The organism is Evansella tamaricis, from assembly GCF_019042215.1.
GTDB classification, from domain to species: domain Bacteria; phylum Bacillota; class Bacilli; order Bacillales; family Salisediminibacteriaceae; genus Evansella; species Evansella tamaricis.
In genome coordinates this window covers 1-19,576 of record NZ_JAHQCS010000009.1, presented here as the reverse complement: position 1 = coordinate 19,576, position 19,576 = coordinate 1, and the positions used below count along the sequence as shown (strand labels likewise).

Below are 19,576 nucleotides of genomic sequence, written 5' to 3'. Positions count from 1 at the left end.
AAGCCTTTAGGCTATCGCCTAACCGACATTCATCTCCCCCTTATCGTTGGGCTTCGCCCTTCACACGATTGAAGAGGGAGTCTTCTGTCGGAAAACGATAAAAATGACGATCCAATATATTTGTTTTGTCCATTTTTTTCTAAGTTTCTCCGGCAGGACGTCCCCTTCCTTAAACTTCCGAAATGGTAACCATATTTGAATAACTAGTACAACTACTAATAAGGAAAAAAATAGAGCAGCGAACCTTAAGATCCAGTCCAACAACATCACCTCGGCATGTAAATGACTTGTGTAATGATGTAAGTCTAAATGAAAATGTCTTATGTAAGTCCAATGTAAATGGCTAATGCAAGTCAAAATGAAAATATCTTATGTAAGTCTATATGCAACTGGTTTATGTAAGTCCAATGAAAATGACTAATGCAAGTCAAAATTAAATGTCTTATGTAAGTCCAGTGAAACTGATTAATCCAAGTCAAAATGCAACTGACTAATGTAAATTTAGATGCAACCGGCAATTACAACTCAAAATGCAACTGGCTAATGTAAGTCTACCAAACTTTGTAAAGGACTACTAGATATCTCTTCAATTGTAAGTCTAAACACGAAAATGAACGGTCCCCGTTAGAATAACTTATTAAGTTGAATAAATCCCCTTTGTTTACTCATTCCAGCGCAACTCCCTGGGGATAATTTCACAAAAAACCTCTCCAAAAACAGTCCATTCTAGTTTATACTCATTCATAGATTGGTAATTTAATGCAATAGAGAGGTGCAGTCTGATGACAAATGAGTTTAAAGTCTCCCAAAATACACTGACATATGATACATACAAGGAACTTTGTTTTTCTGTTGGCTGGAAAGAATTTATGAATTTTGATGTTGCGGAACAGTCTTTGAGCAATTCCCTAGTTAATGTGATTGTGAAAGACGGCAATAGAGCAATTGGCATGGGGCGAGTGGTTGGGGACGGCTCGATTTATTTCTACATTCAGGATGTGGTCGTGCACCCCGATTATCAAGGCAGAGGTGTCGGCAAGAGGATCATGGACGCATTGTTTACGTATTTACAAGAACATGCTCCGGACAAAGCATTTGTGGGCCTGTTTGCTTCGACTGGCAACGACAGCTTTTATGAAAAATATGGTTTTAAGGATTATTCACCGAATATGACTGGAATGTTTACAGTGATTCAGAAATGATTTTCTTTGAAAAATCCAGCTACTGTGTATGGAAAGGAATCAGAAGGACAAGAACGTAGAATTTATAAATATATTCAGCAAACCTACTATATTTTTCGCCATAAAGGGGCATGGAGAATCAAAAAAAACTCCATGCCTCCTGAGACATAAAAAGCGCCAGAACACTAAACAATCTTCCCCTCTGCTACTTTCTAAGGGCTCTCCTATCTTTCCTCATACGATCTTCGCCACTCCCATGGCCAAATGCTCCCATAGAATTTTTTCCACTAGTTCCCCATCCTTAGTGTGGCAATCGATAATGAGGATAACTTCAGAACTTTTCCCCTTTAGTACTTTTTTCTTATGGTGTAGCTTCATAAGAATGAGATCCGTGATGAACCCCAGTAGAAACCCTCCCCCTGCACCGATCAATCCCCAATAAATCGGTCCCCACTCGAGCACGAACCCTCTGCTGGCCCCAATAACGGAGAAGATAACTGCCAGGAACATTCCCTTGTTAAATAAGCTGATTCCATCTGACTTGTGAATGGTGTCAAATAGTTTAATATCTTCCTTTTGTTTGTCCAGTGGGACGGCAAAAATATCTTCTATTCCTTGCTGCTCCAATTTAGTAATTACCATTTCAAGATAGGCGGAGTGGTCAAAGGTCGCATAAATTTGCATCTCAAATCACCTTTTTCCCTTTCTTCACTTTAAATGATTTCGGCTGGTAATTAGCTTTCAGGTAGTTTCTTTGTTCTAACTCGTATAATTTATTGTTTTCCACGGTGTTTATATAGGTATCATAGATAGTAAATAAATAAAAGGATGGAATATAAAGCAACCACTGTTTGTCCAATACTGACGTGGACTTTGCACTATCCCCGAGTAAAAGATAGTGAATCCCTGCAAAAAATTGAGAATAATGAACGAGAACTACGGCCATAACCAACGTGAAAAAAGCCCCGGCAATCCGATGGATGTATAACTGTCCCGTACTTGGAATGGACATGGCCCACATCACTGCCGTAGCAGGATTCCGTTTATCAAGATAATTGATTTCAAATGGATTAATCTTTTGGGTTTTCAGTGTATCTGTTTTTTTACCAGAAAGATGATAAATCTTGTTTAAGTCAACAGTTGTACGATAACTATCCCAGATCGCGAATAAATAGACGGGGATATAAAGGTGCATATACCGTACATCTAGCACTTCCTTTGCCATGTCAATTTCCCCTATAAAAGAGTAGACCATGGCGAGGTTCAGCTGTGTTTTTTGGTTAATAAATAGCTCCCATATTACTAATGCAAATCCACGGAGATATTTGGACAACAAAAGGTGCCCGTAGCCGGGAAATGCAATAGACCAACACGCGATGATATAAGGATTTCTCAGGTGGATCTGTGTGGAACCGAATACGCTCAATTGGGCAAGTTCCCAACGTGAATTCTGTATCTTAGAAGTTTTCATTCTGTGACCTCAGCTCTCCGTTTTCATTGCAGTGATATTATCTTCTGCAAAACAGCAACAAAAATACACGATACTTCCAGTATTCTTCCAATTAATGCAGGAGTGGAGAATTCATCCTCCTGAAATTGTGAAAGGAACGTTCAGCTCACTTTCACTCTATTTTTAAATCGAACAGATCCGTTCGTTTCATAAAGAGAAATGGAAGAGTTGCATACGTCATTCCCCTTAGGAGTGAAAAGGACCTATAAAGAACAATTCCGCTTTCATTTGTATAAAACCGACCAGAGACGCTGTGAGGACGGAAAATGAGTATTAAGACTAGGGAAGAAACGGTATAATGATACACGTATACTTAAATGACTATTCCTTAAGTGTTCTACAATCAGAGGAGGCGCGATCGTGAAAGACAGATACATAAACAACAATGCCGCACAACAAAAGAGGCGGTGGGTATAGCATGTCGAAACAGACAAAAACGACATTAAAGAGACTTTCGCTATTTTCGATCACTTGGCCCATATTAATAGAAGTATTTCTGCAAACATTAATGAAATTTTCCGATGTCTTCATGCTCAGTTTCGTTTCAGATGAAGCCGTAGCGGCCATTGGAGTCGTTAATCAAATCATGATTTTCATGTTCGTACTATTCAACTTCACAGCCATGGGGTGTGGGGTGGTGGTGGCCCAGTATGTGGGTGCCAGAAAACCTAAGGATGTCAGTAAAACCATTTCCAATGCCATGGTGATTAACCTTCTTTTTGGAATCTTCATCTCCGTCGTTGTTGTTGTATTCCGAAATCCTCTTTTAAACATTTTTAATTTAGCACCGGAACTGAGGGAGTACGCGGATATTTACATGATTATTGTTGGGGGAACCTTGTTCACACAAGCGATGATTTTGACTGTTTTTTCCGTGCTGCAGGCCCAAGGTTTCACCAAAGATGTCATGTATGTGGCACTCGGAATGAATGTCCTGAACATTTTCGGGAACTATGTTTTCATTTTCGGAACACTCGGTTTTCCACAACTGGGGGTAACGGGAGTGGCGATCGCAACCGCCGCGTGCCGTGCCCTGGCAATGCTCACGCTGTTCTACATGCTTTACAGACGCACAGAGGTAAAAATAAAGTGGAAGCAATATTTCACTTTGGAAGGCATTTATGTGAAAAAGATCATGAAAATTGGTGTGCCAGGAGCTGGTGAACACCTGTCACACAATACGAGTCAGCTGACGATCACCGCGTTCATTACCATCCTTGGTACAGCGGCGTTGGCAACGAGAGTCTACGCCCACAACTATGCGATGCTCATGACCATGTTTTCCATGGCAATGGCAAAGGGGATGCAGATTTATATCGGTCAAATGGTGGGGGCAGGACTCCTGGAAGAGGCTTATAAGCGCATGTATCGTGGGTTAAAAATCGCGATGGTTATTGCCCTCGTGGCAGGATCCATTCTCGCGGTTTTCGGGGAATTTTTCATTGGGATCTTTACGAATGACCCTGACATTATTGCGGTGGGAGCGGTGCTACTGATCATCGGAGTGCTCCTGGAACCTGGACGGACGACGAATCTTGTGGTTATCAGTTCCCTCCGTGCAGCAGGGGATGCGAAATTCCCAGTCATCATCGGCATTATCTCCATGTGGGGAGTGAGCGTTACCCTCGCTTATATTCTCGGAATTCATATGGGCTTTGGTCTGATTGGGATTTGGATCGCCATCGCTCTGGATGAATGGATTCGGGCTATCATCATGCTTTTCCGCTGGAAGAGCCGCAAATGGCAAAAAATGCGGTTGGTGGAAGACGAGAAAGGAACAGAGCGCACCACCGCGTGAAGAAGATCTGGTGGTGCCAATTCGGGTGGTGCCTGGCACCACCCGAATTCGACAAGTGACAGGCACCTCCCGAATGGCACCTGACGTGCCTCGTCTACTGAACCCTTACCAAATACCTATATTTTACAATTATAGGATAATGCGAGATGAAAGAATGCATACTTTAGGTATACCATTCAAAGGGTGTGCTACTCATTGAAAAACAAATTGTTAACCACATTCTTATCGGTAATGATGCCCGGTGTTGGTCAACTTCATAATAGACAATTCATAAAAGGCATTATTATTCTAGTTTTGGAACACGTCGTTAATAAACTTGGGAACATAAACATGGCTATTCTGTTATGTCTAAACGGAAGAACAGAGGAGGCCCTCGATATCGTATCTTATGATTTTGCCTTATTTTATCCCGGTTTTTATGTGTTCACTGTCTATGATGCTATACTTCATGCTAGGAAAGAGACGAACATCAATGGGGGATATTTTTACGGACTAGCAGGATTCGCTGGCTGTTTTGGGGTGATCTATAGCGAATATATACCTAATCCTCTTTTTACTGTCGGTATGACAATGATCATTTGTATGTTTATTGGGACATATTTATTTACCAAAAAACAAAGTGGTACCTCTTAAATATATTAAAAGGAGCAATCCGATCAATAGCAAGAGTTAACTACATTTAATACTAGGTTTCCATATCCGAAACTTTGGTAACTCTCATTCGTAGAACGGAGGGAGAAACAAATCACAAGGAGAGGTTGATACCTAACATGACGACAAGGAATGACAACCAGCAATTTGCAGGATTTTGGATAAGATTTCTGGCACTGGCTATCGACGGGGCAATAACCACTATTCCTTTTGCCATCATCGGGATGACGGTTTTTGGAGCAAGCGACTTTCGAGATATTGACAGTCTACTAATTAGTTATGCCATTTTAATCACATTGTATATGATCATATTCCCGGTTACGTCATTTCAAGCAACACCTGGAAAGGCCATCCTAGGGTTGAAACTGATTGATAGAGAAGGTGGCAGGATTTCAATTGCCCAATCTATCGGTAGGTTTTTCTCCCAATTTCTATCTCAGGCTTTCTTTTTCATAGGATACTTGATGGTAGGTTTCAACAGACAAAAAACCGGCCTTCATGATATTCTCGCGGGGACGTACGTCGTCAAGAAACAGAGATATAATTAAATACGGAACATGGGGGATTCAACGGAACAACATATGGAATTCCCCGCTCCATGCCTACCTTTTTGGGGAAACACCTCACTCCCATCCACTCATCTCCTGGAAAAATACAGTGCCTCTTTTTCCCAACAACAATTCTATTAAAACGAGTTGAAAGATTAGTTCTATTATAAGACTCTTGTAAATATCTATTAGTATAGTCGCAATCGAAAAAAGTGGGCATTGCCCTTAGTAAACGTACCCAACATGGTTCATTTATCATGTTATTTTTAAAGCATTTTCCTTCCTTGACACACATTTCATTTCTTGTAACCCACGACTATTTTTTCCGAAAAACGCCATTAGCCTCAAAAAGGAGTGGATCTAATTGCCCATCTATTATTACAAACCTAAATTTTTTTCCCAATCGACGAAACCAGTCGACGTGTATGACGATGACGATAACGCCGTTTTTAAGATTGCGAGATACCACAAAAGCAATTGGGATAAATTCCGTGTGTATGATCAGGAACATTTCTCCGTCTATGATTCATCCAATAATGAAATTGCTTATTCCGAGCAAAAAACAAGGTTCTCCAGACCGAAATGGGAGGTGCGTTTCGGCCAATCGCTGGATGATTCCCTAACCTTCACGAACATGTCCACCTTCACAAAACATAATTATGAGTTTGACTATGAAGGAAAATCCTTTGAACTTCGGAAAACCTTGGGGAGCACTATTAACTACCTGTACGTGGATGGATCGGAATTTGCATCTGTGACCTACGGGAGTAAACTACTTTCTTTCAATAACCCCACCGTCTATATTGAAATTGAAGACGAATCCCATATCCCAACAGAAGCCTTGATTTGCATCGTCCAAACGTATAATGGAGTAGGGAAGTAGACTACGAACCAAAATAGTAGTGTTTCCAGAGTGATTATCCTATCTGGAAGCACTACTGCTTATTTAATATTTCATGCGCCTTCAACCAATCATTGTATCCACTCAAGCTAACAAGTTGCTCCATATCCATCTCTCATTCATACCCACTGAAAATTCTGGAAATAACTTGGAAGTTAGAATCCTATCCCGGAAAATTATAAACAGTACCTTGTATTGTATAATAGTGTATGGTAAAATTTACATGCCAGCTCGAACAGATGAATGTAAGGTACTGTTCATTACAAGGTACTGAGTGGTGTTTAACTCAATATGAAAAACTCATTCGAAATCATCATTCAAATATTCCCAACCAATGAATCAGCCAAGCAACTAAGTAACTAACCAACCAACAAAGCAGCCAATCAACAACTAAGCAAGCAAGCAAGCAACTAAGCAACCAAGCAAGCAACTAACCAACCAAGCAACCAACCAACAAAGCAGCCAATCAAAATCATTCAACCAATCCAATCAACCAACGCAAAGACATCATAAACGAAGGTGTGATCAAACATGAACGTCCAATTTAAAAAGGGAGTATTAGAACTGTGCGTACTAGTCTTACTTAATAAAAAAGACCATTACGGCTACGAACTCGTCCAAAAAATCTCGGAGAATTTTCAAATCTCAGAAGGATCCGTTTATCCACTGCTTAGGCGGCTTACAAAAGAAGGCTACTTCACAACATACTTAAAGGAATCCATCGAAGGGCCATCACGAAAATATTACCAGCTGACAGAGGAAGGGAGAGCCTACTTAACAAAACTACATCAAGAGTGGGAAGAATTCTCCAAAGGAGTAAATCAACTTATAAAAGAAGGTGCGCATAATGAATAAAATCCAATTTTTAACAGAACTAAGTTCTTCGTTAAAGAGCTTACCACTTGATGAGCGGGCAGAGATATTAGAAGATTTCGAAGAACACTTTGCCGTCGGCGCCCAAGAGGGGAAAACAGAAGAGGAAATCGCCGCATCATTAGGACATCCACAACAAATAAGTAAAGAACTACTGGGAGCACAACAGCCTCAAATCGAAGAAGTGACAGTGACAGCAACCACCTACGAGCCAAAGGAAGTGACAGGGACAACAACCATCTACGAGCCAAAGGAAACACAAGTAGTGTCTGCACCACCATCTGAAAAACAAGTAACAGACCCACCGGCATACCACCATACCAAAACCGAAGCGACTTCCACATCATCAAACCTCTTTCGGTCCGTGTTGGTAGCACTTGCCCTTGGATTCTTTAATCTTGTCATCGTACTCGGTCCCTTCATCACAGTAGTGTCGCTTGTTTTTGCCGGTTGGGTGACAGGAACGGCCTTTATCTTTACACCTATTCTAATTTTATTAAACGCACTCCTTTACCCAACCACATTCGAACTGTTCGAACTGTTCCTATCACTCACACTAACAGGACTGGGATTCTTCCTCCTGATTGGAATGTACCATGTGACACGTTTCGTGGGAATAGGGATTGCCCGCTATGTCCAATTTAATGTAAACCTGATAAGAGGTGTTTAAAAAATGACCATGATAAAAAAACTTTCTATTATTGCAGCTATCATCCTACTGATCGGAATCATTGGTAGCATTGTAACCTATGAGTCCAGCGCAGGATCATATTTTTCCAAAACCGAAGAAACAATCGAGATGAGTGAGATCACCAACATGATGATTAAAACGGAAAACGCAAGAGTGATCATTCAGCCCACAACCAGTTCCGAAGCCCTAGTGGAACTGTCAGGCAACAGAACGAATTACGAACTGACAACCGAAAAAAATGAATCGACACTGTCCATCGACCTCCAAGATGAAAGGAAAAAACAACTCATAAACATCAGCTTCCGTCCAAAGGGTCTGACAATGACCGTCTCTGTTCCCGAGAAACACTACAACCAGATCCAACTGGAAACACGCAACGGAAGAATCGATGTGGCCAACATCCAGACCAACGACCTCAACGCCATATCCAATAACGGTCGAGTGGACATGAAAGAAATCAACGGGACCACCATCACTGCCGAAACAAGAAATGGTGAACTCCGCTTGGCGAACCTCACCGCTGATCTCGTAGACTTAACAGCGAGGAACGGCAGCATCAAGTTAACCGATGTCGATGGTGATGGAGAACTGAAAGGGAAAACAGCCAATGGGAGCATCACCCTTGACACCGATACGCTCGACCGTAACATCCATTTCGAGACAAACAATGGCAGCATCAAAATTACCACAAACCATCGACCCGCCAACGCCACCTTCGATACGAGAACCAAAAACGGCTCCATTCGTATCTTCGGCGAGCGGATCGGATCAACCACCACCGGCGACGGCGAACACCAGATCAAACTTACCACCAACAACGGCAGCATAACCGTTGAAGACTAAAGTTTCAGCTATCCCAGGACACACTTGGGAAACATAGGTAGGAAGCGACAAAAAGGTGTCCGATCCCCTCCCTAATGTCGCATCCTGAAGGAGGAAGCGACAAAAGGGATGTTGATTCCCATACTAATGTCGCATCCTTAAGGAGGAAGCGACAAAAGGGATGTTGATTCCCATACTAATGTCGCATCCTGAAGGAGGAAGCGATAAAAGAGCAGCTGATCTCCAAACTAATGTCGCATCCTTAAGGGAGGAAGCGACAAAAGAGCAGCTGATCTCCAAAATATTGTCGCATCCTGAAGGAGGAAGCGACAAAAGAGGAGCCGATTCCCTCCCTAATGTCGCATCCTGAAGGAGGAAGCGACAAAAGAGGAGTCGAACCCCTCCCTAATGTCGCAACCTTAAGGAGGAAGCGACAAAAGTGGAGCGGATCCCCTTCCTAATGTCGCATCCTCAAGGAGGAAGCGACAAAAGAGAAGCCGAACCCCTTCCTAATGTCGCATCCTGAAGGAGGAAGCGACAAAAGAGGAGTCGAACCCCTTCCTAATGTCGCATCCTCAAGGGAGGAAGCGACAAAAGGGAAGCCGATTCCCTCCCTAATGTCGCATCCTTAACGGAGGAAGCGACAAAAGAGGAGTCGAACCCCTTCCTAATGTCGCATCCTGAAGGAGGAAGCGACAAAAGAGAAGCCGAACCCCTTCCTAATGTCGCATCCTCAAGGGAGGAAGCGACAAAAGGGAAGCCGATTACCAAACTAATGTCGCATCCTGAAGGAGGAAGAAGAGTAGTGACAAAAATATTTTACAACCAGCCATATATAAAGTGATAAAATAATGGAAAATATTATGAAACTTTAAGTACCTCACCAACGTAAATAAAAACTAGGATCAGTTGGTAGTTTAAAAGTAAGTTTTCATAGATTTTAAGAATAGTGGAGAATGCCCATTATTTTTGAGTAGATGAAAAACAACTACCTAGCTTGCTTGTATAAAAGAAAACAACCTTTTTTAAGGAGAAGTAAACAATCACTTTGCTTGTAAAGAAGAAAACAACCTTTTTTAAGAAGAAGTAAACAATCACTTTGCTTGTAACGAAGAAATCAACCTATTTTTTTATGGAGAAGTAAACAATCACTTTGATTGTTAGTGAGTATAATACGTTTACGTCAGCAACCTTATATTTGCCGTTGATCTATACATATCTACTATTAATACAGCTCTCTCATTTGACTGGTTTCAAAGAGGAAAGAGGTTATTGATGAATCCATTTTGACTTCCAATAAAACTACGGGCGTTTATTGCAGTGAAGGCTTTTGAGTAAAACCGAATCATGAAAAGGCTTCCAATTTCCGCGGGTAGATTTGATTCGAGCAACACTAGTCTAGTTGTCTCGGTAGGTTTCCTTCCGTTCGATGTGAATGGAGGATGGGGAATGTATCAATAAATTTACAAGTGGATTGGGAACAAAAAGGAGGTTACGTTATTTAACCATTAAAGGAGGGATATTGTTCATGAGATCTTACATAAAGTTAACACTCATTGCCACTTTATTTTTCCCCATTCTTGTCTTGACAGCTTGTAACGGTAGCTCCGGTGCAGCAACAGAAAGCGCCCATCAACTCGTCCAGGATCTGGATGCTGCGGGCATTCAAGTCACCGAAGTGCAAAATGATTACAATGCAAAATTAACATACAAAGGGCACGAACCGAAGTTATTCCAGTTCAACGAGTATGAAGAACTTTTCCTTCTCAAATACAACTACAGGACGCCCGATGAGAGAGACGAAATCCTGGAACTTTACGAGACCATCAATGACATCGTAAACCCTCATCTCCACCCGATCACGGCCGATGCGCATGTGTTTTATATCGTCAGCACCATGGAGAGAGAAGAGCTCGATCAACTGGCGAAAGATGGATGGAATGAGATGAGAGATCTCATCATGGAAGCGGGCTTTGTGGCAAGCAACTACACCTATATAGACTAATTCCGAGGTGCCTGTCACCTCCCGAAAAATGTCGAATCTTCCAGGTGCCTGTCACCTGTCGGTATTTGTCGAATAACACTTCTCGATAGGATTTGCCACCTCCCGATCCCGAATCCCAAATCCCGAATCCAACAAGAATTGAGGTGCCATATATGAACCGAAAACTTGCACTCCTCCCAGTGGATAATCGTCCCGTAACGGGAGAACTTCCAAGGCAACTGGCGACCCTTGCAAATTGGGAAGTACTGACCCCGCCTACAGAAGACCTGGGCTTTCTCAAACACCCCGCCTCAATTCCAACCATAACTAACTGGCTTAAGACAAACGCACCACATGTTGACGGATTTATACTTTCTGCTGACATGCTTGCTTATGGTGGCCTAGTCCCATCAAGAATTTCCGAAGACCCGTACGAAACGATCCTGCAACGTCTTCAAATCATCGCCGATTTAAACAACACTTATCCGGAAAAAAGTATTCACGTTTTCAGCGCAACGATGCGCATCTCAAATAACAACGTTAACGAAGAAGAGAAGGAATATTGGAAGAATTATGGGAAGGATATCTGGGCCTATTCCTATCACACACATCGCTACCATCGTCACAAACAACAGCACGATCTTGATCAGGCAACTGTACTCAAACAAAAAATCCCACCCAGCATCCTTGCTGATTATGTGAAAACTCGTCAAAGGAATTTTCAAATCAACCAGAAACTCCTGGAATTTGCCCGGCGAGGGATTATCAATCTCCTGATTTTTCCCCAGGATGACACAGCTGATTATGGCCTAAACATAAAGGAACAGGAAGAGCTCCGCCAACAAATACAAGCCATGCATCTCAACGAAAGGGTCTACATTTATCCTGGTGCCGATGAAGTCGCCAGCGTGCTGACAGCTAGATCCATATTCGATCTGGAAGGGGAGAATCCACCACTATTTTATCCCGTATACAGTGGAGAGAGAGGCGCACACATTGCTGCCCGCTATGAGGATCGTCCCATAAGTGAGTCTGTTTCGGGACAAATTTTTGCTATGGGAAGTGGGTTGGCCACTCATCCATCAAGAGCTCATGTCATTCTTGGCGTCAACGTACCAGGCAGTCGTCAAGGGGATTGGGCGCTCGAAGTTGATCTGGAGCAAGTGGACACAGACGGGCGGGATATTGGAGAGTGGATTCGTCGCCTTAACAAGTACCGGCAGGAGGGGAAGAAAGTGGCCATCGCGGATCTAGCTTACGCAAATGGGGCTGATCCGGCAATGGTTGAACAACTATTGGAGACGTTAAACATCGGTGATTTAGCCGGCTTTGCCGCATGGAATACCGCCGGGAACACGCTAGGGACAGTGGTAGCCCAGGCTGCCCTTTCCTTTTTGGGGGAAAAAAAGGGTGAGAGTGTTATGTTTTCACGTAACTTGGAGCAGCAACTGGTCCATCGGTTTTTGGATGATTATGTTTACCAATCCGTCGTGCGTCAGGAAGTGAGAAAGATTGTGGGAGAGGGGGAGGTCCGATATGAAAAGTTGCTTCCAATTGTCAGAGAGAGCTTTTGGAATAAGGCTGAAACCTTCATGGAAAAACACAGTGTTGTTTATCCAATAAAAGATATCGACCTCCCGTGGAAACGAACCTTCGAAATAAAAATAACGTTCAAGAAATAAACCGGGACCTGGTCCCCGAACTTTCTTTCGGGGACCAGGTCCCGCACAATTTTGTGAACATCCATTCGACATTCGACAGGTGCCAGGCACCTGTCGAATGGATCCTGTCGGTATTTGTCGAACAAAACTTTATTATTCTCCCTTGTTATTTCATATTCTCAGGTGTATACTCTTAATTGACCAGTGGTTAATAAAAGCGCCGCCAGTAGTTATACTTAGCGGAAATTCAATACCTAGAGTGATAAAAAGAAACATCAACATTTCAACCAGAATCAATATACAGATTTCACCCTTACAGATTTCACCCTAACACATTTTAGGAGGTCCTATGTCACCGCGAAAATCCGCATCACAAGAACTTACAAAAGAAATGATCATTAAGGAAGCCCGTTTTCAGTTCCTTGAAAAGGACTTTCATCAAGTTTCCATGCGTAGCATCGCGAAAAACCTTGATTGCAGTCACGGCGCGCTGTATTATCATTTCAACAATAAAGCAGAATTATTTTATGCCATCATCGAAGACTATTTTTCCACCTTAAACAAGCTGTTGGAAGAGGTTGTTCACGGTCCAGGCGAGAATCACGAGAAACTTCACGACGTTTTTCTCCGCTTTATCCAGTTCGGCTTAAATCATCAATCTCAATATGAGCTTATGTTCATGATCCGAAACACCGAAGTGGACTCATTGTCCCAAGAGGCTGCCAACCTCAGCTATCAAAAGTTTGCACAAACGGTACAGTCGTTGACACCGAAAGACCTTAAAGTAAGTAATATTTACTCGGCGTTCATTGCGCTCCATGGTTTCGTCGCCCATTACCGAAAATACGTCAACCGTTTTGAAGAGGCAGAAGAAGCCGCAAAATTACACGTGGAATTTATTATCCATGCATTAAGCACAACAGCACAGCTCTAGACCGGTCAAAGAAAATCGGATCTGGGGCTCCCTTTAAGGCTTTAATTGACCAGTGGTCAAAACAACAAAAAGTTTATCCGAAAGTAAAACCCAAACCAAACCAATGAACGAAAGGAAGATTAAAATGAAAAAAGCATTAGTAGCAGGTGCCACTGGTGGCATGGGCTATGCCCTGGTTCAAGAATTAACGGCTAGGGGAGTGGAGGTCGTTGCCTTTTCGCGGGGAAAAACAAAGTTGGAGGAACTATACAATGGGAAATCACTCGTCACTATTTTTCCAGGAGACGCACTTAACCAACATGAGTTGCTGGCAGCAGCAGAGGGGACGGATGTCATCTTCCACTCGGTGAGCTTTCCTTATCCCGAGTGGCAAGAGAAGCACCTCGCGTGTATTGAAAACATGATCGTCGCAGCCGAAACTCATCAAGCCAAAGTGGTACTGGTTGATAACATTTACGGGTACGGGAAGCAATCTGGTCAGCCCATAACGGAGAATGCTCCTAAGGAACCGCACACGAAGAAAGGCAAGATCCGCTTGGAAATGGAGAATCGTTTGAAGGGAAGCGGTTTCCCGGTCCTCGTCGTCCACCTTCCTGACCTGTATGGTCCAAACGCGCACAGTACCATTCTTTATGAGACGTTGAAAAATGTAGTGGAAAATAAAAAGGCAAACTTTGTTGGAAACCCCAATGTGGCTAGGGAATTCCTGTATACAATAGATGCGGCCAAAGCCATTGTGGAACTGGCAACTCGGGAGGACACTTACAACCGAAATTGGAACATCCCATCACCTGGTCCAATCACTGGGGAAGAATTAATTGCCATCATTCGTGAAGTTACCGGCTATCAAAAACCGATCAGAATAGTATCTAAACGAATGATTCAATTCATCGGGCTGTTTTCCCCATTTATGAGGGAACTGGTGGAAATGATGTACTTAACCGAAACACCAGTCCTCCTAAGCGGGGAAAAGTATAAAACGGAAATCGGACCGTTGCCGAGGACCCCATACAAGCAAGGCCTCCAAGAAACAATCAAATGGATGCACAAATAAAACCGGGACCAGGTCCCCGAACTTTCTTTCGGGGACCTGGTCCCGCACAATTTTGTGAACATCCATTCGACAAGTGCCTGTCACCTGTCGCTTCACAAAATCAAACGTGTTCAATATAATAAGCGTTGCAGCACATGGAGAACTAAACAAGAATTAAACAAATAATTGCCATAATAATGCTGAACTAACCTAAATGAATCCCGACGAACGGAGGAATCCCAAATTGCAAACAAAAAGCCAACAATCCGAGCCAAATCATCCTGCCCAACCTGATCAATCGAACAAACTCAGCCATAGCCACAACCATAACCATAACCATAACCATAACCATAACCATAACCACAACCACATGCATCAAGTGAAAGACCCCATTTACGGAGAATTCGAAATCGCCCCGGTCCTCAGAGAGTTGATCGAAAGCGCGCCAGTTCAACGGCTCAAAGGGATTCATCAGGGCGGCGCAAGTTATCTCGTCAACCCAAAATGGAACGTCACCCGCTACGATCACTCCATCGGCGTCATGGTTCTGATCCAAAAACTAGGTGGCAGCGTGGAGGAGCAAATCGCAGGACTCCTACATGATGTGTCCCACACCGCATTCTCCCATGTCATCGACTTCGTTTTCGAAAACAAGGAAGAAAACTATCACGAGAAAATCTATGAGCAAGTCGTCTTAAACTCACAAATTCCAGAAATCCTTTCCAAGCACAACTACGACTACAAAGACATTCTCCTCGATGATGCACAATGGACCTTGCTCGAACAACCAGCTCCTGAACTGTGTGCAGACCGTGTGGACTACACGCTCCGCGACATGCTGACGTACGGCCAGATCACTAGTGGCGAAGTGGAGAAATTCCTCGCCGATTTAACGGTGATCGACGGGAAAATGTACCTTCAGAGCATCGAAATCGCCGAGTGGTTTACCGAGACCTATTACAAAGAAGTCATTGGATTTTTTCTCGACCCGCTCAACATCTACGGATATGACACACTGGCCAAAACCTTGAAGCTCGCTCTCATCAGAGACTATATTCATACGGACGACTTCCTTTCCAAAGACGAGGAGCTGATGCACAAACTGCGTACTGCAGCTGACAACGGCCAGGACCTAGACATCCAAGCCTTGCTGAATCAGCTCGATCCTAACGTATGCGTATCTGAAGCGACTGAAGAAGAGCGTGAATGCAAAGACTACGACATTCATTTGAAAAAAAAGGTCCGACTGATTGACCCATCGGTTCTTCAAGATAACAAGACGCTAGTACAGGCCTCTGTCCTCTCAGAAAAAATAAGACAGTTAGGAAAAACAGCAAAACAAAAAGCCACCAAAGGCACATACATCAAAGTTCACAAATAAAACCGGGACCTGGTCCCCGAACAAAAATTCCGGGACCAGGTCCCGCACAATTATGTGAACATCCATTCGACAAGTGCCTGTCACCTCCCGATTTATCAAATATTAACCTTTTCCATCCAACACACTTAAATTCTCAATCCAAGGTCCCACATCTTCTCGGTACCTCTCCGCCATCACCCGCACAATCTGAGAAATATGCGTCAAGTCATGAACCACCCATGTAGACAGCAGCTCCCTTAACTTCACCTCACCAAGCACAGGATGAACCGCCGTCAACTCCAAATCAAAAACCGGATTGACCAACTCCTTAAGCTTAATCAAATTCTGTGTCCTCAATGTCTTAAACTCCAACAACCGAATTTCAATCGATCCTTCCGTCGAATGGTTTAAGTGGGCAAACCGGTCAAATGGGGGAAACTCCTTATCTTTTCGGCCCTCAACTTCAGCCCTGTCTCGTGAATCAGCCCCTCCATCCTTATGAACATCCCGAAAGAACACTTCCAGCCTCGGCATCCAGTTCACTTTCTCACACTCGATCAAATGATCAATTACCTCCGATGCATTCCAGGTCTCAGCCCCCTCGTTACATAATAACCACTCCACCGACAACCCCGATAAAAAAAACTCCAAGGCCTGCGGCGTCCGTTCCAACACTTCGATCGCTTCCTCCAACTTGAAATTCATCCATCCGCTCCCCTTTCTAAGTCTTATCCCTAAAACCATCACAACCCAATTCCCATCTGAACATTACTTCTATACGAAACATATATGTCCTGCAAAACAAACCTAATCACTTCAGGTCGAATCATTCATTCAATAATCCCTGTATCACTTGCTGATGGAAGTACGATTCAGCGACATGTGGAACCCTTGATTCAGACAATTACTTTTGGAAAAATAGATGAACTGTCTTAATGGAAAAGGGTTTGAAAATCAATAGATTCGTTACGTTCTTGAACAAGAGGATCATGCTAGAATGGATCACCGATAGAATCCGTTGCGGTGTAGAAAAAGGGAGTCCTGTTGAATTGACCATTCCTTGAGGTTGGCTCTTCGCTGAAAGATAGAGTTTTCAAAAACACGTACTACAGATTCACAAGTGACTAGCTACTTGTCACAGAAAGGCATTTTTCTAAAATTCAGCAGATATTCAAAACAAATCGCCAGATATCTAATGGTGGTTTTTTGTCAAAAATTATATAATTATGTTATTAATTAGTTCTAAAGATTCATATCACCAGTGAAAAAATGGGTAAAAATAACTATCTGATCCACCGCTACACCACTAAACTATTAAACCATTAAACCATTAAACCAAACAAAAAATCATGCGAAATCTAAAAAACTATATTTTAGTCTCCATTCTCATTACTAACCACCCGAACTACCTGCAAATTCTTCTTAATCAAGAGTAATGAAACCAAAATCAACAGATTATCTCTTTTTTAATAACAAACAACTAGAGAGGGGAGAATGATCAAAATGAAATCATTCCGACATTTATTAACCGCTTTTATCTTACTAGTACTAGTTTTTCAACCATTTTCAACTATTTTTGCAGCTCCGGCAGAATTTGAGAGCCAGGCAACAGCTAATAACATCAGCCTTGGCGATGGTGCGATCGTAGGAGGCGCGTTTAACCCTGAGCAACACACATATGAGTGGATGTTTCCAACTGGTACAACAACGTTATCTGTGACAGTCGATGCACCGAATGCAACTAACATTATAGTTCCATTAATTGAAGGTCATGTTCCATTATCTACTGGTAATCCAACCGAATTTGGAATTAACAACTTCGGAGATGAAATTAGAATAACGGTGTCTGAGGAAGGGAAAGATCCGACCACATACTTTTTTGAATTCTCATTTGGCGATCCTCCACCGGTAAATACAGACACTGACCAAGAGGGAGACAACTCTCTTCCCGAACAAGAGTTAACAGATTTGGCCCCTGCGGAAAACAGTGGTGAGGTTCCTATAACATCACCTAGAGAGATCACAATTTACATTGATGCAAAAGTTCCCCCTACTGCCCAAGATTTAAGAGAAATTTTAATAGCTGATGGATATGAAAATATAAGCATTTTTAAAGATGAAGTCTATAATTTCTATTACACCGCAACGGTTGAGGCGAAGGACGAGCCTTACCGCGCAATAATAGATCACGAAGAGGTAGCATTAACAATAAAGAAGCAGTGGATCGGAGTGGACGAGGGAACTACAGTGGAACAATTATTAGTTGAAAAAACAGCTGCCGGGTTCACATCCACCTTTGTTTACGATGACACTTTCCAAGTGATAGAAGATTCATCAACTGTCATTCTAGAAGGATTTTACTATTCGCAGGAAAATACCCAAACAGAAACAGATGAGTACTATATTATTAGATTTAATGAGGAATCGGAAACTTCCGATGATAACACGGATGTAGAACCGGCACCGGTTGTAAAAGAAGAAACAACTCCTACAAAGACACCAGAACAGACAGAGGAAGAGGAAGAAAGTTCAACACAACCTACAGTTTCCAATCCTACTATCCAGTCTGAATCACAGCCAAAAGAAACTGCACAAGAAGGTCACCGACTACCTGATACATCTACACAAGCATTCAACCTGCTAGTCCTCGGACTACTCTTGATGAGTGCAGGAGCAGCAGTCATGTTCTACAAAAAACAAAAAGCTGTACGAGTTTAAACAGGAAAATGGAGAGGTTGCCCAAAAGGTCAGTAATCATGGCCTTTAGAAGGGACAACCTTTCTTTATTGTGCCATTTAGACAATAGTCCATTCGACGATAGCTCCCTATTACTTTTGATTAGATCCAGTTGGGAAAAATGCTGCTGAAACGCTCGCAAAATTGTCCGAGCCCCGAATCCCGACCTAATGTCGCATCCTTAAAGGAGGAAGCGACAAAAGAGGATCCGATCCCGAACCTAATGTCGCATCCTCAAAGGAGGAAGCGACAAAAGAGAATCCGATCCCGAACCTAATGTCGCATCCTCAAAGGAGGAAGCGACAAAAGAGAGGGCGAATCCCGACCAAGTGTCGCATCCTTAAGGGAGGAAGCGACAAAAGAGAGTCCGAATCCGGACCAAGTGTCGCATCCTCAAGGAGGAAGCGACAAAAGAGGAGCTGAACTCGGACCTAATGTCGCATCCCTAAAGGAGGAAGCGACAAAAGAGGAGCCGCCCCCCGACCTAATGTCGCATCCTTAAAGGAGGAAGAGACAAAAGAGGAGCTGAACCCGGACCAAATGTCGCATCCTTAAAGGAGGAAGCGACAAAAGAGAGTGCGAATCCCGACCAAGTGTCGCATCCTCAAGGAGGAAGCGACAAAAGCGTAGCCGAATCCGGACCAAATGTCGCATCCTTAAGGAGAAAGCGACAAAAGAGAGGCCGAATCCGGACCAAATGTCGCATCCTTAAAGGAGGAAGCGACAAAAGAGGAGCCGATCCCCGACCTAATGTCGCATCCTCAAGGAGGAAGCGACAAAAGAGGAGCCGATCCCCGACCTAATGTCGCATCCTCAAGGAGGAAGCGACAAAAGAGAGGCCGAACCCGGACCTAATGTCGCATCCTTAAGGAGGAAGCGACAAAAGAGAGGCC

General features: G+C 43.0%; 16 protein-coding genes and 1 pseudogene. 14 read left to right on the top strand and 3 right to left on the bottom strand.

The window, feature by feature from the left end:
• Window positions 1-782: 782 nt before the first annotated feature.
• Entirely contained in the window at window positions 783-1,202 is a 420-nt protein-coding gene (locus tag KS419_RS00445; protein WP_217064124.1) for a GNAT family N-acetyltransferase, read from the top strand.
• A gap of 213 nt (window positions 1,203-1,415) precedes the next feature.
• Here KS419_RS00445 and KS419_RS00440 read toward each other — a convergent pair whose 3' ends face one another.
• A complete protein-coding gene (locus KS419_RS00440; protein WP_217064123.1) occupies window positions 1,416-1,865 on the bottom strand; it encodes a hypothetical protein in 450 nt (149 codons plus the stop codon).
• Between the two features lies 1 nt (window position 1,866).
• Window positions 1,867-2,406, bottom strand: coding sequence for a hypothetical protein (locus tag KS419_RS00435; RefSeq protein ID WP_343215004.1), 540 nt, complete (start codon window positions 2,404-2,406; stop codon window positions 1,867-1,869).
• A 703-nt stretch (window positions 2,407-3,109) separates the two neighbouring features.
• Between KS419_RS00435 and KS419_RS00430 the strand changes: the two genes are divergently transcribed.
• The 12 genes and pseudogenes from KS419_RS00430 (at window position 3,110) to KS419_RS00375 (ending at window position 15,968) form a co-directional block, all read left to right on the top strand.
• Window positions 3,110-4,489 (top strand): MATE family efflux transporter, encoded by a 1,380-nt coding sequence (locus KS419_RS00430; protein ID WP_217064121.1) that lies wholly within the window; start codon window positions 3,110-3,112, stop codon window positions 4,487-4,489.
• 195 nt (window positions 4,490-4,684) lie between these two features.
• A complete protein-coding gene (locus KS419_RS00425) occupies window positions 4,685-5,122 on the top strand; it encodes a hypothetical protein (RefSeq protein ID WP_217064120.1) in 438 nt (145 codons plus the stop codon).
• Between the two features lie 137 nt (window positions 5,123-5,259).
• Window positions 5,260-5,688, top strand: coding sequence for an RDD family protein (locus tag KS419_RS00420; RefSeq protein WP_217064119.1), 429 nt, complete (start codon window positions 5,260-5,262; stop codon window positions 5,686-5,688).
• Window positions 5,689-6,052: 364 nt separating this feature from the next.
• Complete coding sequence (locus tag KS419_RS00415) at window positions 6,053-6,571, top strand: LURP-one-related family protein (RefSeq protein WP_217064118.1); 519 nt, start codon at window positions 6,053-6,055, stop codon at window positions 6,569-6,571.
• A gap of 549 nt (window positions 6,572-7,120) precedes the next feature.
• Window positions 7,121-7,444, top strand: coding sequence for a PadR family transcriptional regulator (locus KS419_RS00410; RefSeq protein WP_217064117.1), 324 nt, complete (start codon window positions 7,121-7,123; stop codon window positions 7,442-7,444).
• Window positions 7,437-7,622: pseudogene (locus KS419_RS25595) on the top strand (DUF1700 domain-containing protein); the annotation flags it as partial. The gene KS419_RS00410 and the pseudogene KS419_RS25595, both read left to right, overlap by 8 nt.
• Before the next feature lie 513 nt (window positions 7,623-8,135).
• The gene (locus KS419_RS00400) at window positions 8,136-8,996 is read left to right on the top strand and encodes a DUF4097 family beta strand repeat-containing protein (protein ID WP_217064115.1); all 861 of its coding nucleotides are present in this window, start codon (window positions 8,136-8,138) and stop codon (window positions 8,994-8,996) included.
• 1,507 nt (window positions 8,997-10,503) lie between these two features.
• A complete protein-coding gene (locus KS419_RS00395; RefSeq protein ID WP_217064114.1) occupies window positions 10,504-10,980 on the top strand; it encodes a hypothetical protein in 477 nt (158 codons plus the stop codon).
• Window positions 10,981-11,132: 152 nt separating this feature from the next.
• On the top strand, window positions 11,133-12,641 hold the full coding sequence (locus tag KS419_RS00390; protein WP_217064113.1) for a DUF4127 family protein: 1,509 nt from the start codon (window positions 11,133-11,135) through the stop codon (window positions 12,639-12,641).
• A gap of 328 nt (window positions 12,642-12,969) precedes the next feature.
• Window positions 12,970-13,554, top strand: a complete 585-nt coding sequence (locus tag KS419_RS00385) for a TetR/AcrR family transcriptional regulator (protein ID WP_217064112.1) — start codon at window positions 12,970-12,972, stop codon at window positions 13,552-13,554.
• A gap of 124 nt (window positions 13,555-13,678) precedes the next feature.
• The gene (locus KS419_RS00380; RefSeq protein WP_217064111.1) at window positions 13,679-14,608 is read left to right on the top strand and encodes an NAD-dependent epimerase/dehydratase family protein; all 930 of its coding nucleotides are present in this window, start codon (window positions 13,679-13,681) and stop codon (window positions 14,606-14,608) included.
• Between the two features lie 349 nt (window positions 14,609-14,957).
• Window positions 14,958-15,968: an HD domain-containing protein gene (locus KS419_RS00375; protein ID WP_217064125.1), complete on the top strand. Its 1,011-nt coding sequence runs from the start codon at window positions 14,958-14,960 to the stop codon at window positions 15,966-15,968.
• A 102-nt stretch (window positions 15,969-16,070) separates the two neighbouring features.
• On the opposite strand, the gene KS419_RS00370 is transcribed toward KS419_RS00375, so the two are convergent.
• On the bottom strand, window positions 16,071-16,652 hold the full coding sequence (locus KS419_RS00370; protein ID WP_217064110.1) for a DinB family protein: 582 nt from the start codon (window positions 16,650-16,652) through the stop codon (window positions 16,071-16,073).
• Between the two features lie 798 nt (window positions 16,653-17,450).
• Between KS419_RS00370 and KS419_RS00365 the strand changes: the two genes are divergently transcribed.
• Complete coding sequence (locus tag KS419_RS00365) at window positions 17,451-18,665, top strand: LPXTG cell wall anchor domain-containing protein (protein ID WP_217064109.1); 1,215 nt, start codon at window positions 17,451-17,453, stop codon at window positions 18,663-18,665.
• Window positions 18,666-19,576 lie beyond the last annotated feature (911 nt).

Coding starts and splice junctions, on each gene's coding strand:
- KS419_RS00375 (WP_217064125.1), top strand. CDS start 14,958: ATGCATCAAGTGAAAGACCCCATTTACGGAGAATTCGAAATCGCCCCG.
- KS419_RS00395 (WP_217064114.1), top strand. CDS start 10,504: ATGAGATCTTACATAAAGTTAACACTCATTGCCACTTTATTTTTCCCC.
- KS419_RS00400 (WP_217064115.1), top strand. CDS start 8,136: ATGACCATGATAAAAAAACTTTCTATTATTGCAGCTATCATCCTACTG.
- KS419_RS00390 (WP_217064113.1), top strand. CDS start 11,133: ATGAACCGAAAACTTGCACTCCTCCCAGTGGATAATCGTCCCGTAACG.
- KS419_RS00385 (WP_217064112.1), top strand. CDS start 12,970: ATGTCACCGCGAAAATCCGCATCACAAGAACTTACAAAAGAAATGATC.
- KS419_RS00435 (WP_343215004.1), bottom strand. CDS start 2,406: ATGGCAAAGGAAGTGCTAGATGTACGGTATATGCACCTTTATATCCCC.
- KS419_RS00430 (WP_217064121.1), top strand. CDS start 3,110: ATGTCGAAACAGACAAAAACGACATTAAAGAGACTTTCGCTATTTTCG.
- KS419_RS00370 (WP_217064110.1), bottom strand. CDS start 16,652: ATGAATTTCAAGTTGGAGGAAGCGATCGAAGTGTTGGAACGGACGCCG.
- KS419_RS00420 (WP_217064119.1), top strand. CDS start 5,260: ATGACGACAAGGAATGACAACCAGCAATTTGCAGGATTTTGGATAAGA.
- KS419_RS00410 (WP_217064117.1), top strand. CDS start 7,121: ATGAACGTCCAATTTAAAAAGGGAGTATTAGAACTGTGCGTACTAGTC.
- KS419_RS00440 (WP_217064123.1), bottom strand. CDS start 1,865: ATGCAAATTTATGCGACCTTTGACCACTCCGCCTATCTTGAAATGGTA.
- KS419_RS00445 (WP_217064124.1), top strand. CDS start 783: ATGACAAATGAGTTTAAAGTCTCCCAAAATACACTGACATATGATACA.
- KS419_RS00365 (WP_217064109.1), top strand. CDS start 17,451: ATGAAATCATTCCGACATTTATTAACCGCTTTTATCTTACTAGTACTA.
- KS419_RS00380 (WP_217064111.1), top strand. CDS start 13,679: ATGAAAAAAGCATTAGTAGCAGGTGCCACTGGTGGCATGGGCTATGCC.